Source organism: Saccharopolyspora sp. NPDC003752, assembly GCF_053605825.1.
Genome location: NZ_JBSGJZ010000016.1, coordinates 126,745 through 148,278, shown reverse-complemented (window position 1 = coordinate 148,278; position 21,534 = coordinate 126,745). Strand labels below are relative to the sequence as shown.

At 71.5% G+C, this 21,534-nt stretch carries 22 protein-coding genes; 10 read left to right on the top strand and 12 right to left on the bottom strand.

Annotated features, from left to right (window positions below; genetic code table 11):
- Positions 1–18: 18 nt before the first annotated feature.
- The 3 genes from ACWEV3_RS22140 to ACWEV3_RS22130 all read right to left on the bottom strand — a co-directional run bounded on the left by ACWEV3_RS22140 (position 19) and on the right by ACWEV3_RS22130 (position 2,374).
- Positions 19–615 (bottom strand): class F sortase, encoded by a 597-nt coding sequence (locus ACWEV3_RS22140; protein ID WP_452615720.1) that lies wholly within the window; start codon positions 613–615, stop codon positions 19–21.
- Between the two features lie 101 nt (positions 616–716).
- Positions 717–1,211, bottom strand: coding sequence for a hypothetical protein (locus ACWEV3_RS22135; RefSeq protein WP_452615719.1), 495 nt, complete (start codon positions 1,209–1,211; stop codon positions 717–719).
- Between the two features lie 578 nt (positions 1,212–1,789).
- Positions 1,790–2,374 (bottom strand): GNAT family N-acetyltransferase, encoded by a 585-nt coding sequence (locus ACWEV3_RS22130; RefSeq protein ID WP_452615718.1) that lies wholly within the window; start codon positions 2,372–2,374, stop codon positions 1,790–1,792.
- 110 nt (positions 2,375–2,484) lie between these two features.
- Between ACWEV3_RS22130 and ACWEV3_RS22125 the strand changes: the two genes are divergently transcribed.
- Complete coding sequence (locus ACWEV3_RS22125) at positions 2,485–3,162, top strand: TetR/AcrR family transcriptional regulator (protein ID WP_452615717.1); 678 nt, start codon at positions 2,485–2,487, stop codon at positions 3,160–3,162.
- On the top strand, positions 3,159–4,034 hold the full coding sequence (locus tag ACWEV3_RS22120; RefSeq protein WP_452615716.1) for an alpha/beta fold hydrolase: 876 nt from the start codon (positions 3,159–3,161) through the stop codon (positions 4,032–4,034). Before ACWEV3_RS22125 ends, ACWEV3_RS22120 begins: the two co-directional genes overlap by 4 nt.
- Positions 4,035–4,046: 12 nt before the next feature.
- Here ACWEV3_RS22120 and ACWEV3_RS22115 read toward each other — a convergent pair whose 3' ends face one another.
- Both ACWEV3_RS22115 and ACWEV3_RS22110 read right to left on the bottom strand, forming a co-directional pair.
- Positions 4,047–5,351 carry an MFS transporter gene (locus tag ACWEV3_RS22115; protein ID WP_452615715.1) on the bottom strand — a complete coding sequence of 435 codons (1,305 nt, stop codon included), beginning with the start codon at positions 5,349–5,351 and terminating at the stop codon, positions 4,047–4,049.
- A 119-nt stretch (positions 5,352–5,470) separates the two neighbouring features.
- Entirely contained in the window at positions 5,471–6,661 is a 1,191-nt protein-coding gene (locus tag ACWEV3_RS22110) for an RtcB family protein (protein ID WP_452615714.1), read from the bottom strand.
- A gap of 225 nt (positions 6,662–6,886) precedes the next feature.
- Here ACWEV3_RS22110 and ACWEV3_RS22105 point away from each other — a divergent pair, with 225 nt between their 5' ends.
- Together ACWEV3_RS22105 and abc-f are read left to right on the top strand one after the other, a co-directional pair.
- Positions 6,887–7,393 (top strand): DUF2505 domain-containing protein, encoded by a 507-nt coding sequence (locus ACWEV3_RS22105; RefSeq protein WP_452615713.1) that lies wholly within the window; start codon positions 6,887–6,889, stop codon positions 7,391–7,393.
- A 235-nt stretch (positions 7,394–7,628) separates the two neighbouring features.
- On the top strand, positions 7,629–9,272 hold the full coding sequence (gene abc-f / locus ACWEV3_RS22100) for a ribosomal protection-like ABC-F family protein (RefSeq protein WP_452615712.1): 1,644 nt from the start codon (positions 7,629–7,631) through the stop codon (positions 9,270–9,272).
- A gap of 11 nt (positions 9,273–9,283) precedes the next feature.
- Here the strand turns inward: abc-f and ACWEV3_RS22095 are convergent, their stop codons facing one another.
- The 4 genes from ACWEV3_RS22095 to ACWEV3_RS22080 all read right to left on the bottom strand — a co-directional run bounded on the left by ACWEV3_RS22095 (position 9,284) and on the right by ACWEV3_RS22080 (position 12,340).
- Positions 9,284–9,808: an AAA family ATPase gene (locus ACWEV3_RS22095; protein ID WP_452615711.1), complete on the bottom strand. Its 525-nt coding sequence runs from the start codon at positions 9,806–9,808 to the stop codon at positions 9,284–9,286.
- 21 nt (positions 9,809–9,829) lie between these two features.
- Positions 9,830–10,492 (bottom strand): enoyl-CoA hydratase/isomerase family protein, encoded by a 663-nt coding sequence (locus ACWEV3_RS22090; protein ID WP_452615710.1) that lies wholly within the window; start codon positions 10,490–10,492, stop codon positions 9,830–9,832.
- 2 nt (positions 10,493–10,494) lie between these two features.
- The gene (locus ACWEV3_RS22085) at positions 10,495–11,169 is read right to left on the bottom strand and encodes a helix-turn-helix domain-containing protein (protein ID WP_452615709.1); all 675 of its coding nucleotides are present in this window, start codon (positions 11,167–11,169) and stop codon (positions 10,495–10,497) included.
- 322 nt (positions 11,170–11,491) lie between these two features.
- On the bottom strand, positions 11,492–12,340 hold the full coding sequence (locus tag ACWEV3_RS22080; RefSeq protein WP_452615708.1) for an SAM-dependent methyltransferase: 849 nt from the start codon (positions 12,338–12,340) through the stop codon (positions 11,492–11,494).
- Between the two features lie 30 nt (positions 12,341–12,370).
- Between ACWEV3_RS22080 and ACWEV3_RS22075 the strand changes: the two genes are divergently transcribed.
- Positions 12,371–12,820: a cupin domain-containing protein gene (locus ACWEV3_RS22075; RefSeq protein WP_452615707.1), complete on the top strand. Its 450-nt coding sequence runs from the start codon at positions 12,371–12,373 to the stop codon at positions 12,818–12,820.
- Here ACWEV3_RS22075 and ACWEV3_RS22070 read toward each other — a convergent pair.
- Positions 12,721–13,590 (bottom strand): LysR family transcriptional regulator, encoded by an 870-nt coding sequence (locus tag ACWEV3_RS22070; protein ID WP_452615706.1) that lies wholly within the window; start codon positions 13,588–13,590, stop codon positions 12,721–12,723. The genes ACWEV3_RS22075 and ACWEV3_RS22070 overlap by 100 nt on opposite strands.
- 99 nt (positions 13,591–13,689) lie before the next feature.
- On the opposite strand from ACWEV3_RS22070, the gene surE reads away from it, so the two are divergent.
- Complete coding sequence (surE, locus tag ACWEV3_RS22065) at positions 13,690–14,592, top strand: 5'/3'-nucleotidase SurE (RefSeq protein WP_452615705.1); 903 nt, start codon at positions 13,690–13,692, stop codon at positions 14,590–14,592.
- A 4-nt stretch (positions 14,593–14,596) separates the two neighbouring features.
- On the opposite strand, the gene ACWEV3_RS22060 is transcribed toward surE, so the two are convergent.
- A complete protein-coding gene (locus tag ACWEV3_RS22060) occupies positions 14,597–15,616 on the bottom strand; it encodes an Lrp/AsnC family transcriptional regulator (RefSeq protein WP_452615704.1) in 1,020 nt (339 codons plus the stop codon).
- 65 nt (positions 15,617–15,681) lie between these two features.
- Between ACWEV3_RS22060 and ACWEV3_RS22055 the strand changes: the two genes are divergently transcribed.
- The 4 genes from ACWEV3_RS22055 (at position 15,682) to ACWEV3_RS22040 (ending at position 20,612) form a co-directional block, all read left to right on the top strand.
- Entirely contained in the window at positions 15,682–16,932 is a 1,251-nt protein-coding gene (locus tag ACWEV3_RS22055) for an amidohydrolase (RefSeq protein WP_452615703.1), read from the top strand.
- A gap of 56 nt (positions 16,933–16,988) precedes the next feature.
- On the top strand, positions 16,989–18,281 hold the full coding sequence (locus ACWEV3_RS22050) for a DUF3100 domain-containing protein (RefSeq protein WP_452615702.1): 1,293 nt from the start codon (positions 16,989–16,991) through the stop codon (positions 18,279–18,281).
- Between the two features lie 66 nt (positions 18,282–18,347).
- On the top strand, positions 18,348–19,874 hold the full coding sequence (locus tag ACWEV3_RS22045; protein ID WP_452615701.1) for an amidase family protein: 1,527 nt from the start codon (positions 18,348–18,350) through the stop codon (positions 19,872–19,874).
- A 327-nt stretch (positions 19,875–20,201) separates the two neighbouring features.
- On the top strand, positions 20,202–20,612 hold the full coding sequence (locus ACWEV3_RS22040; RefSeq protein WP_452615700.1) for a cupin domain-containing protein: 411 nt from the start codon (positions 20,202–20,204) through the stop codon (positions 20,610–20,612).
- Between the two features lie 9 nt (positions 20,613–20,621).
- Here ACWEV3_RS22040 and ACWEV3_RS22035 read toward each other — a convergent pair whose 3' ends face one another.
- Positions 20,622–21,524, bottom strand: coding sequence for a phosphotransferase enzyme family protein (locus tag ACWEV3_RS22035; RefSeq protein ID WP_452615699.1), 903 nt, complete (start codon positions 21,522–21,524; stop codon positions 20,622–20,624).
- Between the last annotated feature and the right edge of the window lie 10 nt (positions 21,525–21,534).

Below are 21,534 nucleotides of genomic sequence, written 5' to 3'. Positions count from 1 at the left end.
GCTCGAACCGGCCGACGGTCAGACGAGGTGGCCGAACACGACCAGGTTGTCCTCGTAGCTGCGGCGCGTCTCGTCGAAGTTCCCGCCGCAGGTGATCAACCGGATCTCGGGGCGAGCCACGTCGCCGTACACGGCCTCGGTCGGGAACCGGTCCTTGGCGAACCGTTCGGCGCGGTCGACGACGTAGGTGACCCGCGACCCGTCCCGGCGGTCGACCTGGATCTGGTCACCGGGGCGGAGGTCGCGCAGCCGGTAGAACACGCCGGCTTCGGTGTAGGAGTCGACGTGGCCGAGCACGACGAAGGGGCCGATCTCGCCCGCGCCGGGCCCGCCGTCGTACCAGCCCGCCTGCCCGGGCTTCTCGATCGGGGGAACCTGCACCGTGCCGTCCCCGTTCAGGCCGAGCGGGACGAGCGTCGACGCCACCCGGATGGCCGGGATCGCGATCCCGGTCGGGTGGGGATCGCCCGGGGCCGCCGTCACCGGTCCGGGTGGGACCGGTCCGGCGGCCGCGATCGGCGGCGGCGTGGAATCTGCGTCCGCCGGGCCGAAGAACGCCGAGCCGGCCGCAGTGACCAGCAAGATGCACCACATGGCCAGAACCGGGGCCCGCATGCTCCCACCTCCGCCGTTTCCGGTGCCCGCGCCGATCGCGGGCCTTCGCGGGGAATGGTGGTGCGCGCTCCTCGAAGCGCGCACCACCATTCCGATTCGAGTCAGCGCCGGGACTCGGCGTTCCGGCGGCGGAGCGCGTAAGCGCCACCGGCCGCTAGGGCGACGGCCGCCGCACCGCTGGCTGCCAGCAGCGGGCCGGCGACACCGGACTCGTCATGTGCCGTGGCTCCGCCACCCGCTGGCACTGCGCCCACCGGCCGCTGCTCGACCTGCGGTCGCTGCTGCGGCTTCATCGGAACGGCGGGCTTGGCCGTCGGCTGCGGCCTGACCGAGGTCGGCCTGGCCGCAGGCGACTGCTGCGCCGGTTGCTGGACCGGTTGCTGGGCCGGCGGCGGTGCTGCCGGCTGCTGGGCCGGCGGTGCCGGCGGCGCCGGAGGCGGTGCAGGCGGCAGGGCAGGTTGCTCGACCGGCGGCTTGACCTCCTCCGGTGGGCAGTTCTCGAAGCAAGGCGGCGGCTTCAGGCAGTCCTCGGGTTTGCACTCCGGCGGCTGCAGGCAGTCTTCCGAGTTTTCGCACTGGTCATCGGTCGTGGACACCAGCGGTGGCTTCGCCAAATTCCCTTCGGCGTTCCCCACAGGAGTCAGGCCGATCGACGTGCCCAACACAAAGGCGGCGATCCCGCCAAGGCGAACAAGCGTTGAGGACACTCGAGCCTCCCTTTGATCATTCGAGCGAGAATCCCGCATCCGAGATCTTTTCCCCGATCGCCTCGCTAGATCTGAAGGCGACTATTCGTAACGGTAAGCACGGTCATTCGGGTTGGCAGCGGCAGCAATGCATGATCATACGATCGTGGTGCTGTTGATATGTCCAATTGGGAATACTCTTCACGCAAGGTGAGATCGACACCGATGTAGCACCCCGATCACCCCGTTGGTCGTCGATCGACGCCGCGAAACCAGGGAGAATCGTCACAGATCGTCACCGCTGGATTGCGTCGTGAGGCGACGATCGTCCATTTAGCCAGATCGTCCGGCAAATATGATCTGAACGCTTTGGAGATCAATTATTCGAGGTTGTCGAAAAATGATTTTGAGAAAATGATCGAGGCTGTTGATCTGGGGTGATCGCGCTGACGTCGGATATTCGCGATCAATTTTCGATCAATTTTCGATCAATTCGCGCGAGGATGTTCCCCAAAGTGCCCCGAAAAGCCGGAAAAGTGCTGCGCGGACGCCGCGCGGCGCCGCCGGTCATCGGCGATGATCAGGTACCGGTGGTGCGGCCTGTCGTATTCGACGCATTCGCCGTGGAACCGGAATCCGAGCTTGTCGAGCACGCGCGCCGATGCCGGGTTCCGCGGGTCGACGACCGCAGTCAGCTCCGGCAGGTGGAGCTGGCCGAACGCCGCGGCGAGGCAGAGGTGGCCGACCTCGGTGGCGAGGCCGTGTCCCCACCGCCGGCGCGCCAGCGTGTAGCCGAACTCCGCGCCGTCCCCGTGTGCCTCGAATCCGGCGTCGCCGATGAGGTCGCCCGTCGAGCGCTCGATCACGGCCCAGAACGCGTAGCCGTGCGAGCGTTGGTGCTGGATGTAGTCGTTCACCATCGCCGCGCTCTCCGCCGCCGAGGCCGCGTTCCCGTACGCGACGTAGCGCATCACCTCGGGATCGCCGTAGACCTCGTGGATCGCGGCGTGATCTTCGGTCCGGAACGGGCGGACCTGCAGGCGGGCGCTCATCAGCGGGAACCGGATAGCCACGCGGCAACCCTTTCGCGTTCGCGGGCCGGAAGGCAAATCGTTAACCGCGCCGGGCGGGCTATAGTGACCACATATCTGATCTCGGTCACTACGAGCCCGGAGGTGGTCCCGTGCCGCGACCGCTGATCCCCGACCGAGTGGGCGCGATCCTCGACGCCGCCGAGGATCTGGTGCTGCGCGACGGTTTCGACGGCGTGAGCGTCGAGCGGATCGCTCGCCGAGCGGGGATCGGCAAGGGCGCGATCTACCGCGAGTTCGACGGCAAGCACGAGCTGATGGACGCCCTGCTCACCCGGTGCATGCGTCGCCTGGTCGAGCGGGTGCGCCAACGCGTCGTCGCGGCGCCCGCGCCGGTCGGTCTGAGCACCGTCTACCGGTTCGGGTTGGAGGCGTTGCTCGACGATGCGCTGATGACCGCCGCGTTCCTCGACGACGAGGCGGTTCTCGGCTCCCACGCCCGCGCGGTCGGCGGCGATCGGTACCGGCAGCGCTTCGCCTGGATCACCGACTACGTCGAAGCCCTCCACGAGGCCGGATCGCTGGCGACCGACGCCCGGCCCGAGGCGGTTTCCCTCGCGCTCTCGTCGTTCACCATCGGCCTGCTGTCGGCGAACTCCATGCTCGGGCCGCTGACCCGGGATCAGCTCGCGGCGGCGGTGGACGTGGTGATCACCTTCGTCGAGCGGGGCCTGGAACGCCCGCCCGAATCCGCCGCGACCGACGCCCACCTGCTGCTCCTCGGCCGCCTGACCGAGCAGCTCGGCACCGGCCAGGAGGGACGGCCATGACCGGCTTCGCCACCGTCTCCGATCTCGAACTCGCCGGCGGCCCGGTGCGGCTGTACGCCGCGGGCGCCGAGGACCGCGAACCGGTCCTGCTGCTGCACGGGGCGATGCTCGACACCGTCGAGCTGCTCTGGCATCGCGTCCTCCCGGCGCTGGCCCGCACGCACCGCGTCTACGCGATCGACCTGCCGAAGCACGGCGGCAGCCGGCCGTGGCAGCGGACGGTCGACCAGGATTTGTGCGAGCTCATCGTGGAGCGGCTCCTCGACCACCTGGGCATCGAACGGGTCACCCTGGTCGGGCATTCCATGGGCGGCGGCATCTCGCTCGGATTCAGCCTGCACCACCCGGAACGCGTTGCCCGCGCGGTCTTCTCAGCACCCGGCGGGATCGGCGCCCGGCGCCCGGCGCAACTCGCCACCTGGCTGGCGCTGCGGACGCCCGGCCTGCTGAGCGCGTCGAGCCGGTACCTGGCCAACTCCGCCACCATGATCCGCCGGTCGATGGTGCGCGGTCTCGCCGCCGGTGCGGCCACCGAGGATTTCGACCGCATCGTCGAACTCGCCCGCGCCGAGGCGCAGGCCAAGGCCCGCCATCGCGAAAAGGCGCTCGACGACTGGCAGATCCTCGCCTACGGGCCCTTCGGCATGCGACTGGACTTCCTGCCGGAGCTGGGGCGGCTGGCCGTGCCGAGCTTGTGGTTGCGCGGATCGGACGATGCGCTCGTCGGCGATCGGGAGGTCCGGCAGGCGGCCGCGGCGGCGCCGGGCGGGAGGGCGGCGGCCGTATCCGGAGCCGGGCACCTGCTCCCGCTGGACCGGCCCGGCGAATTCCACCGGCTCATCGCCGAATTCCTGGCCGCGGACAAGTCGTGAGCGGTCCCGGCGTCAAGACCGCTCGGCGGTGGCTTCGGGTGCCCGGACCGGCAGCACGGCCAGGAGCCCGAGCACCAGGATGAGGACGATCCCGGCCATGCCCGCGCGTTGCGTGCCGAAGATCGCGATGAAGCCGCTGAACGCCAGCGGTCCGAGGAAGCTCACGGCCCGACCGGTGGTGGCGTAGAGGCCGAACGCTTCGCCTTCGCGGCCGGGGGTGGCGATGCGCGCGAGGAAGGTCCGGCTGGCCGATTCGGTCGGTCCCAGGAAGGCCGCCAGCAGCAGCCCGCACACCCAGAAAGCGGGCTTGCCGGGCAGCACCACCAGCGCCGATCCCACCACGACGAGTCCGGACAGCGCCGTGACGATGACGGGTTTCGGGCCAAACCGGTCGTCCGCGCGTCCGCCCAGGAACGCGCTGGCCCCGGCGAGGAGGTTCGCCGCGATGGCGAAGACCACCACCTCGCCGGGGCCGAAGCCGAAGGTGCCCGCGGCGATCACGCCGCCGAAGGTGAAGATCGCGGCCAGGCCGTCCCGGTAGAGCGCGCTGGCGACCAGGAAACCGAGCGTCTGCCGGTCGCTGCGCCACATCCGCGCGATCCGCCGGCCGAGCACCCGGTAACTGCCCAGGAACGACCGATGCGTCCGACCCGCGAGAGCGGGTGCTTCCGGGACGACGAGGAGCACCGGCAGCGCGAACAGCGCGAACCACGCGGCCGCGAACAGCGCCACGGCACGGATGTTCAGCCCGTCCTGCGAGGTCACGCCGAACAGGCCGGCTTCGGGCTGCACGAAGCCGAACAACACCACCGCGAGCGCGATCAGCCCGCCGAAATAGCCCATCGCCCAGCCGAATCCGGAGACGCGGCCGATCGTCGCGGGCGTCGAGACCTGGAGCAGCAGCGCGTTGTAGTTCACGCCAGCGAACTCCACGAACACGCTGCCCGCGGCGACCAGGACCAGGCCGAGCAGCAGGTACACCGAGTCGTCCTGGACGAAGAACAACGCTGCGGTGCAGGCCACCACGAGCGCGGTGTGCACCGCCAGCCACCTCTTGCGGCGCCCGCCGGCGTCGCTTCGCAGGCCGGTCACCGGCGCGACCAGCGCGATGCACGCCCCGGCGATCGTGAGCGTGACGCCGAGCGCCGCCGAGCCGCCTTGCGGATCGTCGGCGACCGAGCCCGTCAGGTACACGGTGAACACGAACGTGAGGATCACGGTGTTGAACGCCGCCGAGCCCCAGCCCCACAACGACCAGCAGAGCACCGAACGCCAGTCCCACCGGGTCGCAACGCCCGGATCCGCAGCCACGTCCATCACGCGATCAGACCAGCCCGCCGCCACCCGGGCCACTCGGCGGAATCCGCGTCACCGCCGGGTTCACCAGCGGATTCGGGGAAGCCGGGGGCCTCGGCAGCGCCGAGGCCCCCGGTCGTTCACCCCTTGACGCACACGACCTGCTTCAGGTGGGTGACCACCTCCACCAGATCGGTCTGCGCGGCGACCACCGACTCGATGTCCTTGTAGGCGGCCGGGATCTCGTCCACCACGCCCTCGTCCTTGCGGCATTCCACCCCCGCGGTCTGCGCCTCCAGGTCCGCGGCGGTGAAGGTCTTCCGGGCCTTGGTCCGCGACATGCGCCGGCCCGCGCCGTGCGAGGCCGACTCGAACGACCGCTGGTTGCCGAGGCCGCGCACGATGTAGGACCCGGTGCCCATGCTGCCCGGGATGATGCCGAGATCACCCGCGCCCGCCCGGATCGCGCCCTTGCGCGTGACCAGCAGCTCGACGCCGTCGTAGCGCTCCTCCGCCACGTAGTTGTGGTGGCAGGAGATCGGCGTGTCGAACCTGGTGCCCGGCACCGTGTCCGCCACCGCGAGCTGCACCAGCGCCAGCATCGTGGCCCGGTTGCGCGCCGCGTAGTCCTGCGCCCAGAACAGGTCCCGGCGGTACGCCTGCATCTCCGGGGTGCCCGCGACGAACACCGCGAGGTCCGGGTCCGGCAGGTCCGCGTTGTGCGGGAGGCGCCGGGCGATGTCGATGTGCCGCTTCGCCAGCTCGTTGCCGATGCCGCGGGAACCGGAGTGCAGCATCAGCCACACCCGGTCGGCGTCCGGGCCGCCCTGTTCGAGGCAGACCTCGATGAAGTGGTTGCCGCCGCCGAGGCTGCCGACCTGCGCCCGCGCCCGGTCCTGGAGGCTCTGCACGCCCGGGTGCAGGTCGCCGAAGGCGGACCAGAACTCCTGCCACCCGCCGACGCCCGGCACGCGCGCCGGGTTCACCGGCGTGCGGTGCATGGCGAAGCCGACCGGCACGGCCGATTCGATCCGCCGCCGCAGGACGCCGAGGTCATCGGGCAGGTCGGCGGCCGTCAGGGACGTGCGCACCGCGCTCATCCCGCAGCCGATGTCGACGCCGACCGCGGCAGGGGACACGGCGTTGCGCATGGCGATCACGCTGCCGACGGTGGCGCCCTTGCCGTAGTGCACGTCCGGCATCACGGCGAGGCCGTGCACCCACGGCAGGTTGGCGACGTTGTGCAACTGGCGCATGGCGGCGTCTTCCACGGACTGCGGGTCTGCCCACATCCGGATCGGTACCCTTGCGCCTTCGACTGCCGCGTACATCTTTCTTCCTGACTCCCGGTCGACTGGACCCGGCAATGATCGCGGGCTTTCCCCAGCAGTGCCACCGAATTAACCGAACTCCCGCGAACCGATCACGTTGGACGGCCGAAGGCCGGCCGGCAGCGTCCTCTGAGGACACGCCGTCCCGGAGCCGACGCGCGCTGGTCGCTCGCGCGACACCGGATCATCACCGCGGCGACGCGAAATCGGCAGTAACCTCCCCGCATGACCCGCCGCATCGAGTACCGGAGCACCTACGAGTGGCCCGCCGCTCGGGTGTTCGCCGTGCTGATCGACCCCGACTACCTCCGCGAGCGGCTGCGCGTGCTCGGCGGCGACAACGAACTGCTGGAGCACGAGGCGACCGAGACCGGTGCGCGGTTCCGGATCCGGCAGGGCGTGCGCGCCGAAGCGGTTCCGGCGATCGCCCGCACCGTCGTCGGCGGCGATCTCGCGATCGACCGCGCCGAGGAGTGGCGGCGCGAAGCCGACGGGAGCTTCTCGGGCGAGGTGACGGCAGGAGCCCTGGTGATGCCGCGCTCGATCACGGCGGTGCAGCGCTTGCGCGCCTTGCCCGCGGGTCCGGCCTGCGAGTTCGTCGTCGAGGGCGAGGTGAAGGTGGCCATTCCGCTGCTCGGCGGCAAGTTGGAGGGCCTCTTCGCCGGCGAGGTGCGCGGCCTGCTCGAGTCCGAGCACGAGTTCACGGTCGGGTGGCTGGCCGAGCACGGCTGAGGTAGCGGCTCGCCGGAAAACCGTTCGATCGGGCCGGAAGCCGTTTGCTACGGTGACTCCGATCGGAGCAAGGGAGACCAGACGTGGTTGGTGACGACGACATCTCCGGGTGATGCCCGGACGTGAACGGCCGCCGGTGGGCGCGCGGGAGCGCAGCCGCCGCGTGGCGATCTTGTCGTCCCGTTCTCAGCTGCCGGGCGCCCAGGCGTGCCCGCATCACCACGAGGGTTCTCGCATGTCCGATGCATTCATCATCTGCTCCAACCTGTCCTTCTCCTGGCCCGACGACACCCCGGTGTTCCAGGACCTGTCGTTCACCGTCGGGGGCGGGCGCACCGGGCTGGTCGCGCCCAACGGCGCGGGGAAGAGCACGCTGCTCAAGCTGATCGCCGGCGAGTACCGGCCCAGCGCCGGGACCGCGTCCGCCGAGGGCGTGCTCGGCTACCTGCCGCAGACCCTGCCCCTGCTCGGCGATCCGACCGTGGCCGAGGTCCTCGGGATCGCCCCGGTGCTCCGCGCGCTGGCCGCGATCGAGTCAGGGGACGCCGGAGAGGAGCACTTCACCACGATCGGCAACGACTGGGACATCGAAGAGCGCACCCGCGCCCAGCTGGACCGGCTGGGCCTCGGGGACGTCTCGCTCACCCGGCGCCTGCACACGCTCAGCGGCGGGCAGGTCATCTCCCTCGGCCTCGCCGCGCAGCTGCTGAAGCGGCCCGACGTGCTGCTGCTCGACGAACCGACCAACAACCTCGACCGCGACGCGCGCCGCAAGCTCTACGACGTGCTCGAGGACTGGAACGGCTGCCTGCTGCTGGTCAGCCACGACCGGGCGCTGCTCGACCGGATGGACCGCATCGCCGAGCTCGAGCGGGGAGAGGTCCGCTTCCACGGCGGGAACTTCACGTCGTACGAGGAGGCGGTGCGCGCCGAGCGCGAGGTCGCGGAGAAGAACATCCGCAGCGCCGAGCAGGAGGTCAAGCGCGAGAAGCGGGAGATGCAGCAGGCGCGCGAACGAGCGCAGCGCCGGGCCAGCAACGCCGCCCGGAACATCGACAGCGCCGGGCTGCCGAAGATCGTCGCCGGCGGGTTGAAGCGGCGCGCTCAGGAATCGGCGGGCAAGGCGAACGACACGCACGCCGCGCGGCTCAGCGATGCCAAGGCGCGGCTCGACGATGCCGAGCGGTCACTGCGCGACGAGCAGCGGATCACGCTGGAACTGCCCGGGACCAACCTGCCGGCCGGGCGCACGGTCTTCCTCGGCGAGCGGCTGCAGGTGCACCGCGGCGAGCGGGCCCTGTTCGCCGGCGACGGCGTCGACCTCGCGATCCGGGGGCCCGAGCGGATCGCGCTGACCGGGCCGAACGGCGCCGGGAAGTCCAGCCTGCTGCGCGTGATCAACGGTGATCTGGCGCCATCTGGGGGGAGCGCGAAGCGGGCCGACGGGCGCGTCGCCTACCTGTCCCAGCGGCTGGACCTGCTGGAACTCGACCGCACGGTGCTGGAGAACCTGGCGGCGTTCGCGCCGGGAATGCCCGAGGCGCAGCGGATGCACCTGCTCGCCCGGTTCCTGTTCCGGGGCTCCCGCATCCACCTGCCGGTCGGTGTCCTCTCCGGCGGCGAGCGCCTGCGCGCCACCCTGGCCTGCGTCCTGTTCGCCGAGCCGGCGCCCCAGCTGCTGCTGCTCGACGAGCCGACCAACAACCTCGACCTGCTGAGCATCGGGCAGCTGGAGAGCGCGCTCACGGCGTATGAGGGCGCGTTCGTGGTGGTGAGCCACGACGAGCGGTTCCTCGCGAAGATCGGCGTGGATCGCTGGCTCCGGCTCGCCGGCGGCCGGCTGCTGGAGACGGCGGCACCTGACGGCGAATCCCTTTAGCCGCTGGGGAATCACCAGCCTGCGGCGGTCCGGACCTTCTCGGCGAGGACCGCCGGCGGCTCGTGCGAGGAGTCGAGGACGACGTCGTCGAGCCCGGCCGCGTCGATGATCCCGGCGAGTTCGGCCGTGCGATCCAGGTGCCAGCGCAGGCCGGGCTCGTCGTCGGCGTGCCGCCGCCGGAGGCGGTCGCGGGCGACGGCCGGTTCGACGACGAGCCGGACCAGCAGGATCGCCGTCGAACCCAGCGCCGCCTGGTAGCGGGCGACGGCCGAGCGCTGCTCGATCACGCCCGCGACGATCAGGTGCCGCGCGCCGGCCCGCCGGTAGTTGGCGGCCAGGTCGCGCAGGTTCCGCAGTTCGAGCGCGTGGTTGAACGGGTCGTCGGCGGGGCTCGGCCAGCACTGGCGGATGTGGTCGAGGTCGATCAGCGCGTGGGGCAGGCCCGCCCGCACCTCCAGCTCGCCGATCGCCTCGGCGAGGGTGGACTTGCCCGCGCCGACGGTTCCGTTGATGAAGACGACGTCGAATCCGGTCATGGCTTCCTCGGGGACCTCCCGCTACTGCGCGGGCGCGCGCAGGGCGGCGACCGCGGTGGCGAACATCGTGGACTTGATGGCGCTCAGGGTCGCCCGGTCCTTGCCCGCAAGAGGGCGGACGATCTCCGCGGCGGTGCGGACGACGTCGGCCTCGGGCGCGGTCTCGTCGACCAGGCCGAGGTCGCGGGCCTGATCGCCGCCGAAGCGCCGGCCGGTCGTCATCGACGCGACCGCCGCGGCCGGGGTGATCTTGCCCTGGATGAGCGCGGCCATCCCGGGCGTGAACGGGATGTTGATGTCGGCCTCGGGGAAGCAGAAGTAGCCGCGGTCGGCGCGCATGACCCGGAAGTCGTGCGCCAGGGCCAGCATCGCCCCGCCGCCGAAGGCGTGGCCGTTGATCGCGGCGACGGTGGGGACCGGCAGGGTCAGCACGCGGGCCAGCAGCTCGTGGATCTCCGTGCGGTAGGAGTCGAGCTGGTCGTAGTTGTTCTGCAGCCAGTCCAGGTCGAGCCCGTTCGAGTAGAACTTGCCCTGCCCGGTGGTCACGAGAGCGCCGGGGGACGGGGCGTCGACGACGGTGTCCAGCAGCGAGTGCACCGTCTTCAGCCACTCCGGGGAGAAGCGGTTCTCGTCGTCGCCGAGGTCGAGGACGTAGACGTCGTCCTCTTCGCGGAGCTCGGGCATGGTCAGTCCTTTCCGGAGGATGTGCGTGGTCTTTCACGCCGGTCGGGCGGCGGGAAGGCGAGGACCGCGCGGACGGCCGCATCGAGGCGGCGGCGCGCGTCGGCGCTGATCTGCGTGGTGCCGTCCGCGGTGGGGGCGGTCAGTTCCCGGCGGAACAGCGCGGTCGGCAGGTCGACCACGCAGGTGGTGATCACGTCGACGCCAGGGCCGTCGCGCCGGTCCCAGAGCGCTTGCGCGAGGCGGCGCATCAGCGACACCAGCCGCCGGTCGAGGCCGATGAGCTCGTCGGCGAGTTCCGTCGGCAGTCCCGGGCCGAGCAGCTGGTCCCGGCGCACGGTCATCAGCATCCTGGCGGCGGCCGGCCGCCGGTTCGCGAAGACCGCCGGGGTGTCGGCGGCGGCGGCGACCGCGTTCACCGCCGCGTCGAGGCCGGGCAGCTCCCCGAACGCCTCGTCGACGAGTTCCTTCTGCAGTTCGAGGAATTCGGTCGCGGCACGCAGCCACAGCCTGCCCCGCAGCGTCGCGAGCGAGCCGAAGGCGTGGTAGATCGCGCCGTTGGACACCCCGGATTCGGTGGCGAGCCGCCGGATCGTGAGCCGCTCGGGGCCGCCTTCGGCGATGAGCCGTTCCGCGGTGTCGAGCAGCCGGTCCAGGTCATGCGTGCGTGGGCGAGGCACGCCGCCAACATAACAGAGCGCGTGCTCTGAAACTGCGATGGTGACGCGCACCACTCGGCGAGCCTGAGCGTGGTTCGAGGAGGAGATGTCCGGGCATCGCCGAACGCGCACGAATACCTTGGCGCGCAGGTGATTCAGGACGGCGTGGCGCGGTGCATGCGCGTGCCGACGGCTCGACGACGCTCGAACGGTGCCGAAATTCAGGGGTGCGCGGGCGCGCGTGGGACGTGGCCGCCTCGGGTGCAGGGCGCCGATTTCGCGCGAAACCGCCGCCGGTCCCGGGACGGCTCAACTTCGAGGAAATCGCGCCATCGCCGGGTGATCAGGGTTTGCGGGCGAGGCCGCCGATGTGCATCGCGTGCGCCGGGTTCTGCGGGTCGGGGACGTCGTCGCCGGGACGCCACTGGTTGTTCGGCACGAGTCCCGGCTCGATCAGTTCCAGCCCGTCGAAGTAGCGGATCTGCTCGTCCCAGGTGCGGAAGCAGCGGGTTCCCATGCCGCTCTCGGCGAACACGCGGGCCAGCTCCTGGGCGCGCGGCTCACCGGTGTCGCAGGTGTTCGACACCAGCAGGTAGCCGCCGCTGGGCAGCCGGTCGCGGATGCTGGCCGCGACGCCCTCCGGGTCTTCCTCGTCCTCGAGGTGCATGAGGATTCCGCCCAGCAGCACCGCGAACGGCTTGGTGGCGTCGATCAGCCGCGCCGCCTCGGGATGATCGAAGATCGCGTCCGGGCGGCGCAGGTCCGCGTTGATCACCGTGGTGGTGGTTTCGTTCGCCAGCAGCGCCCGTCCGTGGGCGAGCACGATCGGGTCGTTGTCGACGTAGAGCACGCGGGTCTCGGGCGCGATCTCCTGCGCGACCTCGTGCACGTTGCCCGCGGTGGGCAGGCCCGACCCGATGTCCACGATCTGCCGGATGCCCGCCTCGCCCACCAGATACTTGACGGCCTGGCGGAGGAAGCAGCGGTTGGCCTGCGCCAGCAGCGGCGTCTCCGGGACCACTTCCATCATGGCCTCGCACGCCGCGCGGTCCACCGCGAAGTTGTCCTTGCCGCCGAGGCAGTAGTCGTAGACCCGTGCGATCGAGACTTCCTCGGTGTTGACGTCGACGAGTTCCGGCGGCTCCTGCCCGGTGTCGAGCAGTCGTTCCAGCGGCCCCCTGGGTTCAGTCACTCCGCCCCGTCCATCCTCGTCGCGGTAGAAGTGTCACCGACAGTACAACATCGACTCCACCTACCTGGTGCTTCGGTGGAGATCGTGGACCGCGTTTCGCTCGATCCGCCACGAATTGCGTCGAACGGAGCAGAACCAGTTCGTACCGTGGTTCGGTGCTGCGTGCTACCGCGGGAGCAGCACGGGGTGTGGATCGTCCCGGCAGAGGGCGAGCCGGTGCAGATCGATCCCGGCGACATCGCGATCATCCGCGGTCCGGCGCCGCATCTGGTCGCCGACGACCCGGGCACCCGGCCGCAGGCCGTGATCACCAGCGACTACTGGGCACCACCCCGACCGAGCACCGCGCCGCGCGACTGGTCCGGCCGCCGCCGGCAGTGCTACGACATGATCGGCTGCGCGAGCCCCGCGAGCAGGGCGTGGAGCGTCCGGCTGGGATTGTCCTTGCGGTACAACAGCTCGACGTTCGTGTGCAGCTGAGGGGTGAACTGCACGATGCGCGTGCCGGGCACCGGCGCGCGCTCGGCGTGCCACCGGTCGGTGAACGCGCACCCCAGGCCGGATCCGGCCATCTGCTCCCAGACGAGGCGCTCGTCGGTCTGGCACACCACGCGCGGGCGCAGGCCGAGCGAGCTGAACCAGGCGTCGAGCTGACTGCGCCGGTATCCGCTCGCGGGCACGATCAGCGGCAGCCGGGCCAGATCCTGGTGCGGCAGGGGAGAGGCCGCCGGAATCCCGTCGGGACACAGCAGCACGATCTCGCGACGCCCCAGCGACAGCGTGGCGAGCCCGTCGGCGGTGGAGAACTGGTGCGGTGACGGGACTTCGACGATCCCGGCCGTCGCCTGGCCGTTGCGCACGACGGCGGCGACCTCGGCCGGCCCGTCGAGCCGTTCCAGCAGCACCGTCGCAGTCGGGCACCGCTCGGCCAGCACCCGGAGCAGCCGCGGCGCCGCGCCGGCGCCGAGCGTGGGCGTCGCGGCCAGCACGAGTTCGCGCTCGTCGCCCAACGACAGGATGTCCGCGACGTGGCCGAAGATCGCTCTCGCGTGTGCGGAGACCGCGAGCCCCGCCGGCGTCGGGTACAGGCGTTTTCCTTCGGAAGCCAGCAGCGGGGTGCCCACCTCGCGCTCCAGCGCCCGCACCGCGCGGCCGAGCGCCGGCTGCGAGACGTGCAGCGCGCGGGCGGCAGCCGTCATCGTGCCGTGCTCGACGACGGCGGCGAGGTAGTGGAGCTGCTGCAGGTTCATGCCGATAGAGCATGTAAGCAAGCCCAACCGGACTTGGACAAGTGCTTGGTTGGGTCGATCCAATGGATGAGCCGGTTTTCCCAGCGAAGGGGCGAATCCATGAGACGGATCTTCAGGTCGGCGGCCGCCTCGGCGGTCGCCGTCGCGTTCTTGACCACCACGGCGTCCGCCGCGCCGGAGCAGGAACCGCTCGACATCCTGCTGACCGACGACGACGGGCACGCGGCGCCCACCCTGGCGGCGTTGAAGCAGGCGTTGACCGCGGCCGGGCACCGGGTCACGGTGGTGGCCCCGTGCGACGACCAGTCCGGCAGCGGCACCCAGCTGTCCTCGAACTACGCGTCCGGGGAGCCGGGGCCGGAGAACACCATCACCGCCGAGCAGCTGGCGCCCGACGTCTGGTCGGTGTGCGGATCTCCCGGCGACGCGGTGCTGTTCGGGCTGCAGCACGTCTTCACCTCGGGACCGCCGGACGTCGTGGTCTCCGGCGCCAACCCGGGCCAGAACTCCGGTGCCGTGGCGAACCACTCCGGCACGGTCGGCGCCACGATCACCGCCGGTGAGATGTCGATCCCGGCCATCGCGATCAGCGTCGAGATCGACCTCACCGCGAACCCGCCGCAGCTCGGGAACGTGGCCGCCGCGGCCGACTACACCGCACGCGTGCTCGATCGGTTGCAGGGCACGTCCGGCGGCGCGGGGCTGCTGCCCGAGCACGTGAGCCTCAACATCAACTACCCGGTGGCGCCCGAGGTCAAGGGCACGCGGATCACCAAGACCGGTCGCAACGCGTTCGTCCGGCCGAAGTACGAGCCCACCGACCTGTGCGAGAACTGCTACGTGATCCGACCCGAGGTGGACCTGTCCCGGGACCCGGTGGCCGACTCGGACAACAACGCGCTGGCGGCCGACTACGTCTCGATCACCCCGCTGGACGGCGACTGGACGGCTTCCGACGGAGTCCGCTCCTCGATCCGCCAACGGCTCGGTACCTTGCGCTGAGCCGTCACGGGCAGCTCCGGGTGTCCAGCGACACGGTTCCCGTCGCGTAGCCGTGCTCGTCGAGGAGCCTGCCGACGAGCTTCACCGGCCGGACGACGATGCTGCGGTCGACGATGTCCAGGTGCGGCAGCCGGCGCGCCATGTGCGTCTCGAGCTCCTGCACGTCGATCAGGGAACGCAGCCACACCGCGATGATCAGGTTGTACGGGCCGGCGGTCGACGTGACGGCGCGAACCTCCGGGATCCGGGCCAGCGCGCGGGCGGTCTCCTCCAGGTGCGCCGGCGACACCCGGGCGAAGAACCAGGCGTAGACCGGCCAGCCGGACAGCTTCCGCGCGAGCTCGCAGCGCAGCCGGAGCTGCTGGTTGGCGATCAGCCGGGCGAGCCGTCGGCGCACCGTGCTGGTGCTCGTCGCCGCCGCGTCGGCGAGGGTGCCGACCGGTGTCCGCCCGTCGGCGGCCAGGGCCACGGCGATCGTCCAGTCCGCGTCGCTCAGCGGCCCCGGGGCCCGGTCGCCGGCCTCGTCGGCCTCCCGGAGCATCCGCGCGACCTGGTCGTGGTCGAGGGCGCGCAGCCGCCACCGGCTGGCCTCCGTGTACGCCCGGACCACCAGGTGGCTGCGCACCTGCCGCAGGTGCTCGACGCGGGTCATCCGGTCCAGCAGGTAGCCGGACAGGACCTCCGGGCTGGGCGTGTTGACCGTGACCAGGACGTCGCGGCCGCCGGCGGTGACGTCGACCGTCATCGCCTGCGGGTCGGTCGCCAGCTCCCGGGCCACGGTCAGCCCGCGGCCCGGATCGCACTCGATCTCGACGAACGCGTTGGCCTGAGTGGGGGAGATCGGCGGGTAACCGGAGATCCAGGCCAGGCCGGACCGCTCCAGCCTCGCCCACCGGCGCGCGGCGGTGACCGGGTCGACCCCGAGCACGGCGCCCACCTGCGACCAGGCGGCGCGGGGGGCGATCTGCAAGGCGTTGACGAGTTGGAGGTCCAGTTCGTCGAGGGATGTGGCTTGATCCTGCATCTGGGCCGTGATTCTGCTGCGTTCCTGCGTTTGGGCTAATGAAAGAGTCTCATCGCTCACCCTTCGTGTCCAGGTTGGCGGCCGACATCGAGGAGCGCGCAGTGGGCGGTCAGGACACCGAGGGCGACATCACGGCCTACCGGGGGCTGGTGCGGGCCGAGCAGGAGGCGTGGCGGGAGCGGCTGCTCCGGCTCAGCCACGACCTGCACGCCGAGCCGGAGCTGTCGTTCGAAGAGCACCGGTCGGCGACCAAGGTGACCGACGTGCTCCGCGAGGCCGGCTTCACCGTCGAGCCCGGCCCGGGGGACGTGCCCACCGCGTTCACGGCCGAATACGGCTCGGGCGAGTTCACCGTCGGCATCTGCGCCGAGTACGACGCCCTGCCCGACATCGGGCACGCGTGCGGGCACAACATCATCGCCTCCGCCGCGGTCGGCGCGGCGATCGGGCTCGCCGCCGTGGCCGACGAGCTCGGCGTCCGGGTGAAGGTGGTCGGCACCCCGGCCGAGGAGCACGGCGGCGGCAAGGTGCTACTGCTGGAGCGGGGCGTCTTCGACGACGTCACGGTCGCGATGATGGTGCACCCGGCCCAGTACGACACCCACCCCGGCCACTTCTCCAGCCAGGCGGTGAGCCGGTTCGCGGTGACCTACGGCGGCCGGGCCTCGCACGCCGCGGCGGCTCCGCACCTGGGCGTCAACGCCGCCGACGCCGCCGTCGTGGCCCAGGTGGCGATCGGGCTGCTGCGCCAGCAGATCACCGCGGAGTGCCGGATCGGCCTGTTCGTGCGCGAAGGCGGCGCGGTCACCAACATCATCCCCGAACGGTCCGTCGTGGACTGCGAGGTGCGCGCGTTCGCCTTCGACGAGATGGCGGCGCTGAAGCAGCGGGTGCTGGCGTGCTTCGAGGCCGGGGCGCTGGCGACCGGGACGACGATGGCCGTCGAACCGACCGAACCGGACTACGCCGAGCTGGTGCAGGAGCCGGAGATGTCGGAGCTCTTCGCCGCGCACATCGAATCGCTGGGCCGGGAGCTCCGCGACACCCGCGGCACCCGGGGCGGTTCGACGGACATGGGCAACGTCTCCAAGGTGCTGCCCAGCATCCACCCGAGCATCGCGATCATCGGCTGCGAGCACCCGCCGCACACGCACGGCTTCGCCGCTGCGGCGGCCACCCCCGCCGCCGACGACGCGGTCTTCGACGGAGCCGTCGCGATGGCGCTGACCGCGGTCGACGTGGCGATCGATCCGGTGCTGCGGCAGAAGTTCCTGGCCGAGCAGGCCACTCGCGGCACGGCCGCGACGCGGGTCTGACCGCCCCGCCCCAGTTCCCACCACTCCTGGCGACCACGGAGGAAGCCATGTCCGGCATGACGGTTGCGCGGAAGCTGCCGCGTCCGACCCGCGGTTCGCGCGGGCGGCTGGCCTCGTTCGCGCTGCTCGCGCTCGTCCTGGCCGCGGCCGCCGAAGCCATCGGCAGCCACAAGGTCGCCATCGGGCCCGGCGCGATCACCCTGTTCCCGATCATCTGGGGCCTGCTGCTCGGGGCCGTGGTGAGCATCCAGCGGTTCCGTCCGGTGCCCGTCGGCATGCAGCGCGCCGCCACCTACGTGGTGGAGATGGGCGTGCTGCTGCTCGGGGTGCGGCTGGCGTTCGTGGTCGGCCACGAGCTGCCGGTGCTGAAGCAGGCGAGCTTCGCGCTGCTGTTCCAGGAGATCGGCCACCTGTTCGGCACCGTCGCGTTGTCGCTGCCGCTGGCCGTGCTCCTGCGGATGGGGCGGTCCGCGGTGGGCGCGTGCTTCTCCATCGACCGCGAGGGCTCGTTCGCGATGGTGTCCGAGCGGTTCGGGCCCGACTCCGAGGAATACCGCGGCGTGCTCGGCATGTACATCTTCGGCAGCGTCGTCGGCGCGCTGTACGTGACGCTGCTCGCGAGCCTGCTGGCCGGCAGCGGGATCCTCAGCCCGCTGGCGCTGGCGATGGGCACCGGCGTGGGGTCCGGCTCGGTGATGGCCGCCTCGTCGGCCGCGATCGCCGCGCAGTACCCGGAGCTGGCGAACCAGATCGTCGCCCTGGCCACCGTGAGCAACCTCGTGACCAGCCTCGCCGGCGTCTACATCGGCATGTTCGTCGCGCTCCCGCTGGCCGACCGCTTCTACGAGCTGCTCACCCGCGGCCGCAAGATCGAGCCCGCGGCCGCCCCGGACCTCTCGGCGGCGGAGCTCGAAAGCGGCAGCCCGGGCCGGGTCCGGCCGTTGCCGGCGATCCTCATCGCGCTGGTGACCATGTTCGTCTCCAACGCCGTCCACGCGGGCGGTGTCGAGCCCCGCGCGCTGCTCGGCTTCGCGCTGGTGGCGGCCGTCGTCTTCGCCGGGCTGGGGATCAAGCGGCTGACCAAGCTGCCCGCCGTCGCCGGGACCTCCGCGCTGGCCATCCTGCTCACCTCGCCGATCTCGCCGGTCGCCGACGCGGTGATGTCGCTGGTGAAGCCGGTCGAGTTCCTCGCGATGGCGACGCCGATCCTGGTCTTCGCGGGCCTCAGCATCGGCAAGGACCTGCCCGCGCTCAAGCGGATCGGGTGGCGGATCGTCCCGGTGGGGCTGATGTCCTTCGCCGCGTCGTTCCTCGTCTCCGCGCTGATCGCGCAGGTGTTCCTCGGCTGACCGGGCGAGCGGCGGCTGCGGCGAAGAGATCTTGCGGTGATCCGCTCCTGGTTGTCTGATGACCTCATGCGCAGGACTGGCGCCATCGCGCTGATCGCGGCACTGACCGCAGGCTCGCTGATGCTGGGCAGTCCCGGGGCGACCGGGCACGGGGCGCTGGGCGTCGACCTCGACACGGTGACGATTCCCGAGCTCCAGGCCAGGATGTCGCGCGGATCGCTCACCTCGTCGGAGCTGACCGCCGCCTACCTGGGGCGGATCCGCACCATCGATCCGAAGATCAACGCGGTGCTGCGCACCGATCCGGCGGCGATGGCCCAGGCGGCCGCGAGCGATGCCCGGCACCGCCGCGGCACCGTCCTCGGCCCGCTCGACGGAATTCCCGTGCTGCTCAAGGACAACGTGAACACCCGCGATCTGCCGACGACGGCGGGCTCGCTGGCGCTGGCCGGGAGCCCGCCCGGCTCGGACGCCGTCCTGGTGACCCGGTTGCGGGACGCGGGCGCGGTCATCCTCGGGAAGACGAACCTGTCCGAGTGGGCGAACTTCCGCGCCGCGAAGCCCACCTCCGGGTGGTCGGCGGTGGGCGGGCAGACCCGCAACCCGTTCGTGCTGGACCGCAACCCGTGCGGTTCGTCGTCGGGTTCCGCCGCCGCGCTCGCCGCGTCGCTGGCGCAGGTGGCCATCGGCACGGAGACCGACGGCTCCATCGTGTGCCCGGCGGGGATGAACGGGGTGGTCGGCCACAAGCCGAGCCTCGGCCTCGTCAGCCAGTCCGGCGTCGTGCCGATCTCGGCGGAGCAGGACACCGCGGGCCCCATGGCGCGCAACGTCATCGACACGGCGCTGACCTTCGCGGTGCTGCAGGGTGCGGAGAGCGCGTTCTCGCCGCTGGGCGACCTGCGCGGCAAGCGGGTCGGCCTGTGGCGGCTGCCGTCGCTCGGGCCCGACGTCGATGCCGTGATGACCGCCGCGGCGCAGCGGCTCACCGCGGCGGGTGCCGCAGTGGTGGAGGTGACCCCGCCCTACCAGGACCGGCTGGGCGAGCTGGAGTTCCCGGCGCTGCTGAGCGAGTTCCACCGCGACATCGACGCGTACCTCGCGACCCGGCGCGGCCCCCGCGACCTCGCCGAGCTGATCGAGTTCAACCGCCGCACCCCGGCCGAGCAGACCTGCTTCACCGGCCAGGAGCTCTTCGAACAGGCGCTCGCCGCGCCGCCGACGACCGATCCGCAGTACCAGGCGATGCGCGCCGAGCTGGCGGACCTCTCCCGGCGCTCGATCGACGAGACCATGGCCGCGCACGACCTGGACGCCATCGCCGCGCCGACGAACCCGCCGGCGTGGACGACCGACTGCGAGCGCGGCGACAACGACGTGATCCCGTCCTCGACGCCGGCCGCGGTGGCGGGCTACCCGTCGGTCTCGGTACCCGCGGGTTCCGTCGGTGAGCTCCCGGTCGGGTTGCTCCTCATGGCGGGCGACCGGCGGGACGCCGAGCTGCTGTCGCTGGCGGCCGCCGCCGAGCGCGAGCTGAAGGCCTGGCGGGCGCCGCGCTACCTGCCGACGGTCGGGCCCGACCCCATCGGCTGACGCGGCTTCCACGTGCCGGATGAATCGTTCCGCCGGCAGCGCACCGGTGGGCGGATTTCCGCGCTGTTCATGGGAATCGCGTGCCGCCTGTCGTCCGATCCGGTAGCGGGGCGCTGCGCGCCCTGGGCGGCCGCGCGGCCCCGGCGTTATGGTGCGCAGGTCCGCGGTGTTCGGCTCGAACACCGCGTGCTTGGGGGAACTGATGCGGGATTGTGCGCCACATCTCGGAAGGACCGCGGACGTGCTTTCACCGGCCGTCCACCCGCGCTGCGCCGTTACCCGGTGCGCGCGCCGAGGGGGCACTCCGCACGGGAAGGATGGATCGTCGTGACTGATGTCGCAGAGTTCGCGCTGTCCAGCCTCGCAACGGTGGTCCGGATCGAAAAGCCCTGGGGCTACGAGGAGATCTTCGCCGTGGTGGCAGGCCGATACGTCGGCAAGGTGCTGCACATCCGGGCGGGCGAGTCGATTTCGCTGCAGTACCACGAGAAGAAGGAGGAGACGATCGCCGTGCAGTCCGGCATCGTGCTCCTCGACCTGGGGCCGAACCGCGATTCGCTGGTCCGGATGGAGCTCGACCCAGGTCAGACGGCGAGCATCCCGTCCGGCGTCGTGCACCGGGTCACCGCGGTGTCCGACGCGGTCCTGCTGGAGGCGTCCACGGCGGAGCCGGGCTGGCAGGCGGACATCGTCCGCCTGGAGGACGACTACGGCCGCGCCACGACCGCGGCCCGGTGACTTGCGCCGTCACGGGCGGAGTTCGGCGAAGATCTCGAGACGGCGTGCGTGGTAGGCGAGGTCTTCCGCGTCGTGCACGACGCCGAGCCGCTGCTGCTCGTGGAAGGACACCACCTCGCGGCGCAGCCGGTGCCGGATGAGCTGCGCCAGGCTTTCCTCGTCGAGGAGTCCGGCGGGCCCGTCGGCTGCGGCGTAAGCCTGCACGAACGAGCGCATCGCCGCGGTGTCGATCGCGGACTTCTCCTCGGCCCATTCCAGGGCGGCGTAGGCGACCTCGACCGCGGGCGGGACCACGCACGCCTCGTCCCAGTCCACCACGGCCGTGAGGGCGCCTCCGTCGCTCAGCGTGTTGCCCGGGTAGAAGTCGCCGTGCACGGCCTGGCGTTCCCGGTGGGTGCGGTGGAATTCCGCGAGCCACGAATCGAGCTCCGGGTCCGCGAGAGCCGGTACCGCCGGCGGTTCGGACCCGTCCAGGCCCGGTTCCAGGCCGGACGGGACGGGCCGCGGCGGCGGCCGCATCCCGGCCAAGGAACGGTGCAGCCGCGCGAGCAGCGAGGCGGCCTGCGCCGGGACGCCGGGCGTTTCGCGGGTCGGCCACGCGCCCGGGACCAGCGGCCAGACCGACATCGGGCGGCCGTCGACCCGGACCACCGCGCGCCCGTCGCCCGTGGCGACCGGAGCGACCGCCTCCGGCACCTCGGTCGAAGCGTGCGAGGCGATGGCGTAGCACCACTCGGCTTCCTCCGTGCTGCGCCACTCCGGCCCCACCCGGACGACGTGGTCGCCGACGGCGAACGCGGCGGACTCCTCGCCGCCGTGCAGCCGGACGGGATCGCCCGCGAAGCGCAGACCCCACCGGGCATCGAGCGCCTGCCGCGCGGTTTCGGTGAACGAGATGTCTGCGAACGGCACGGAATCCGGC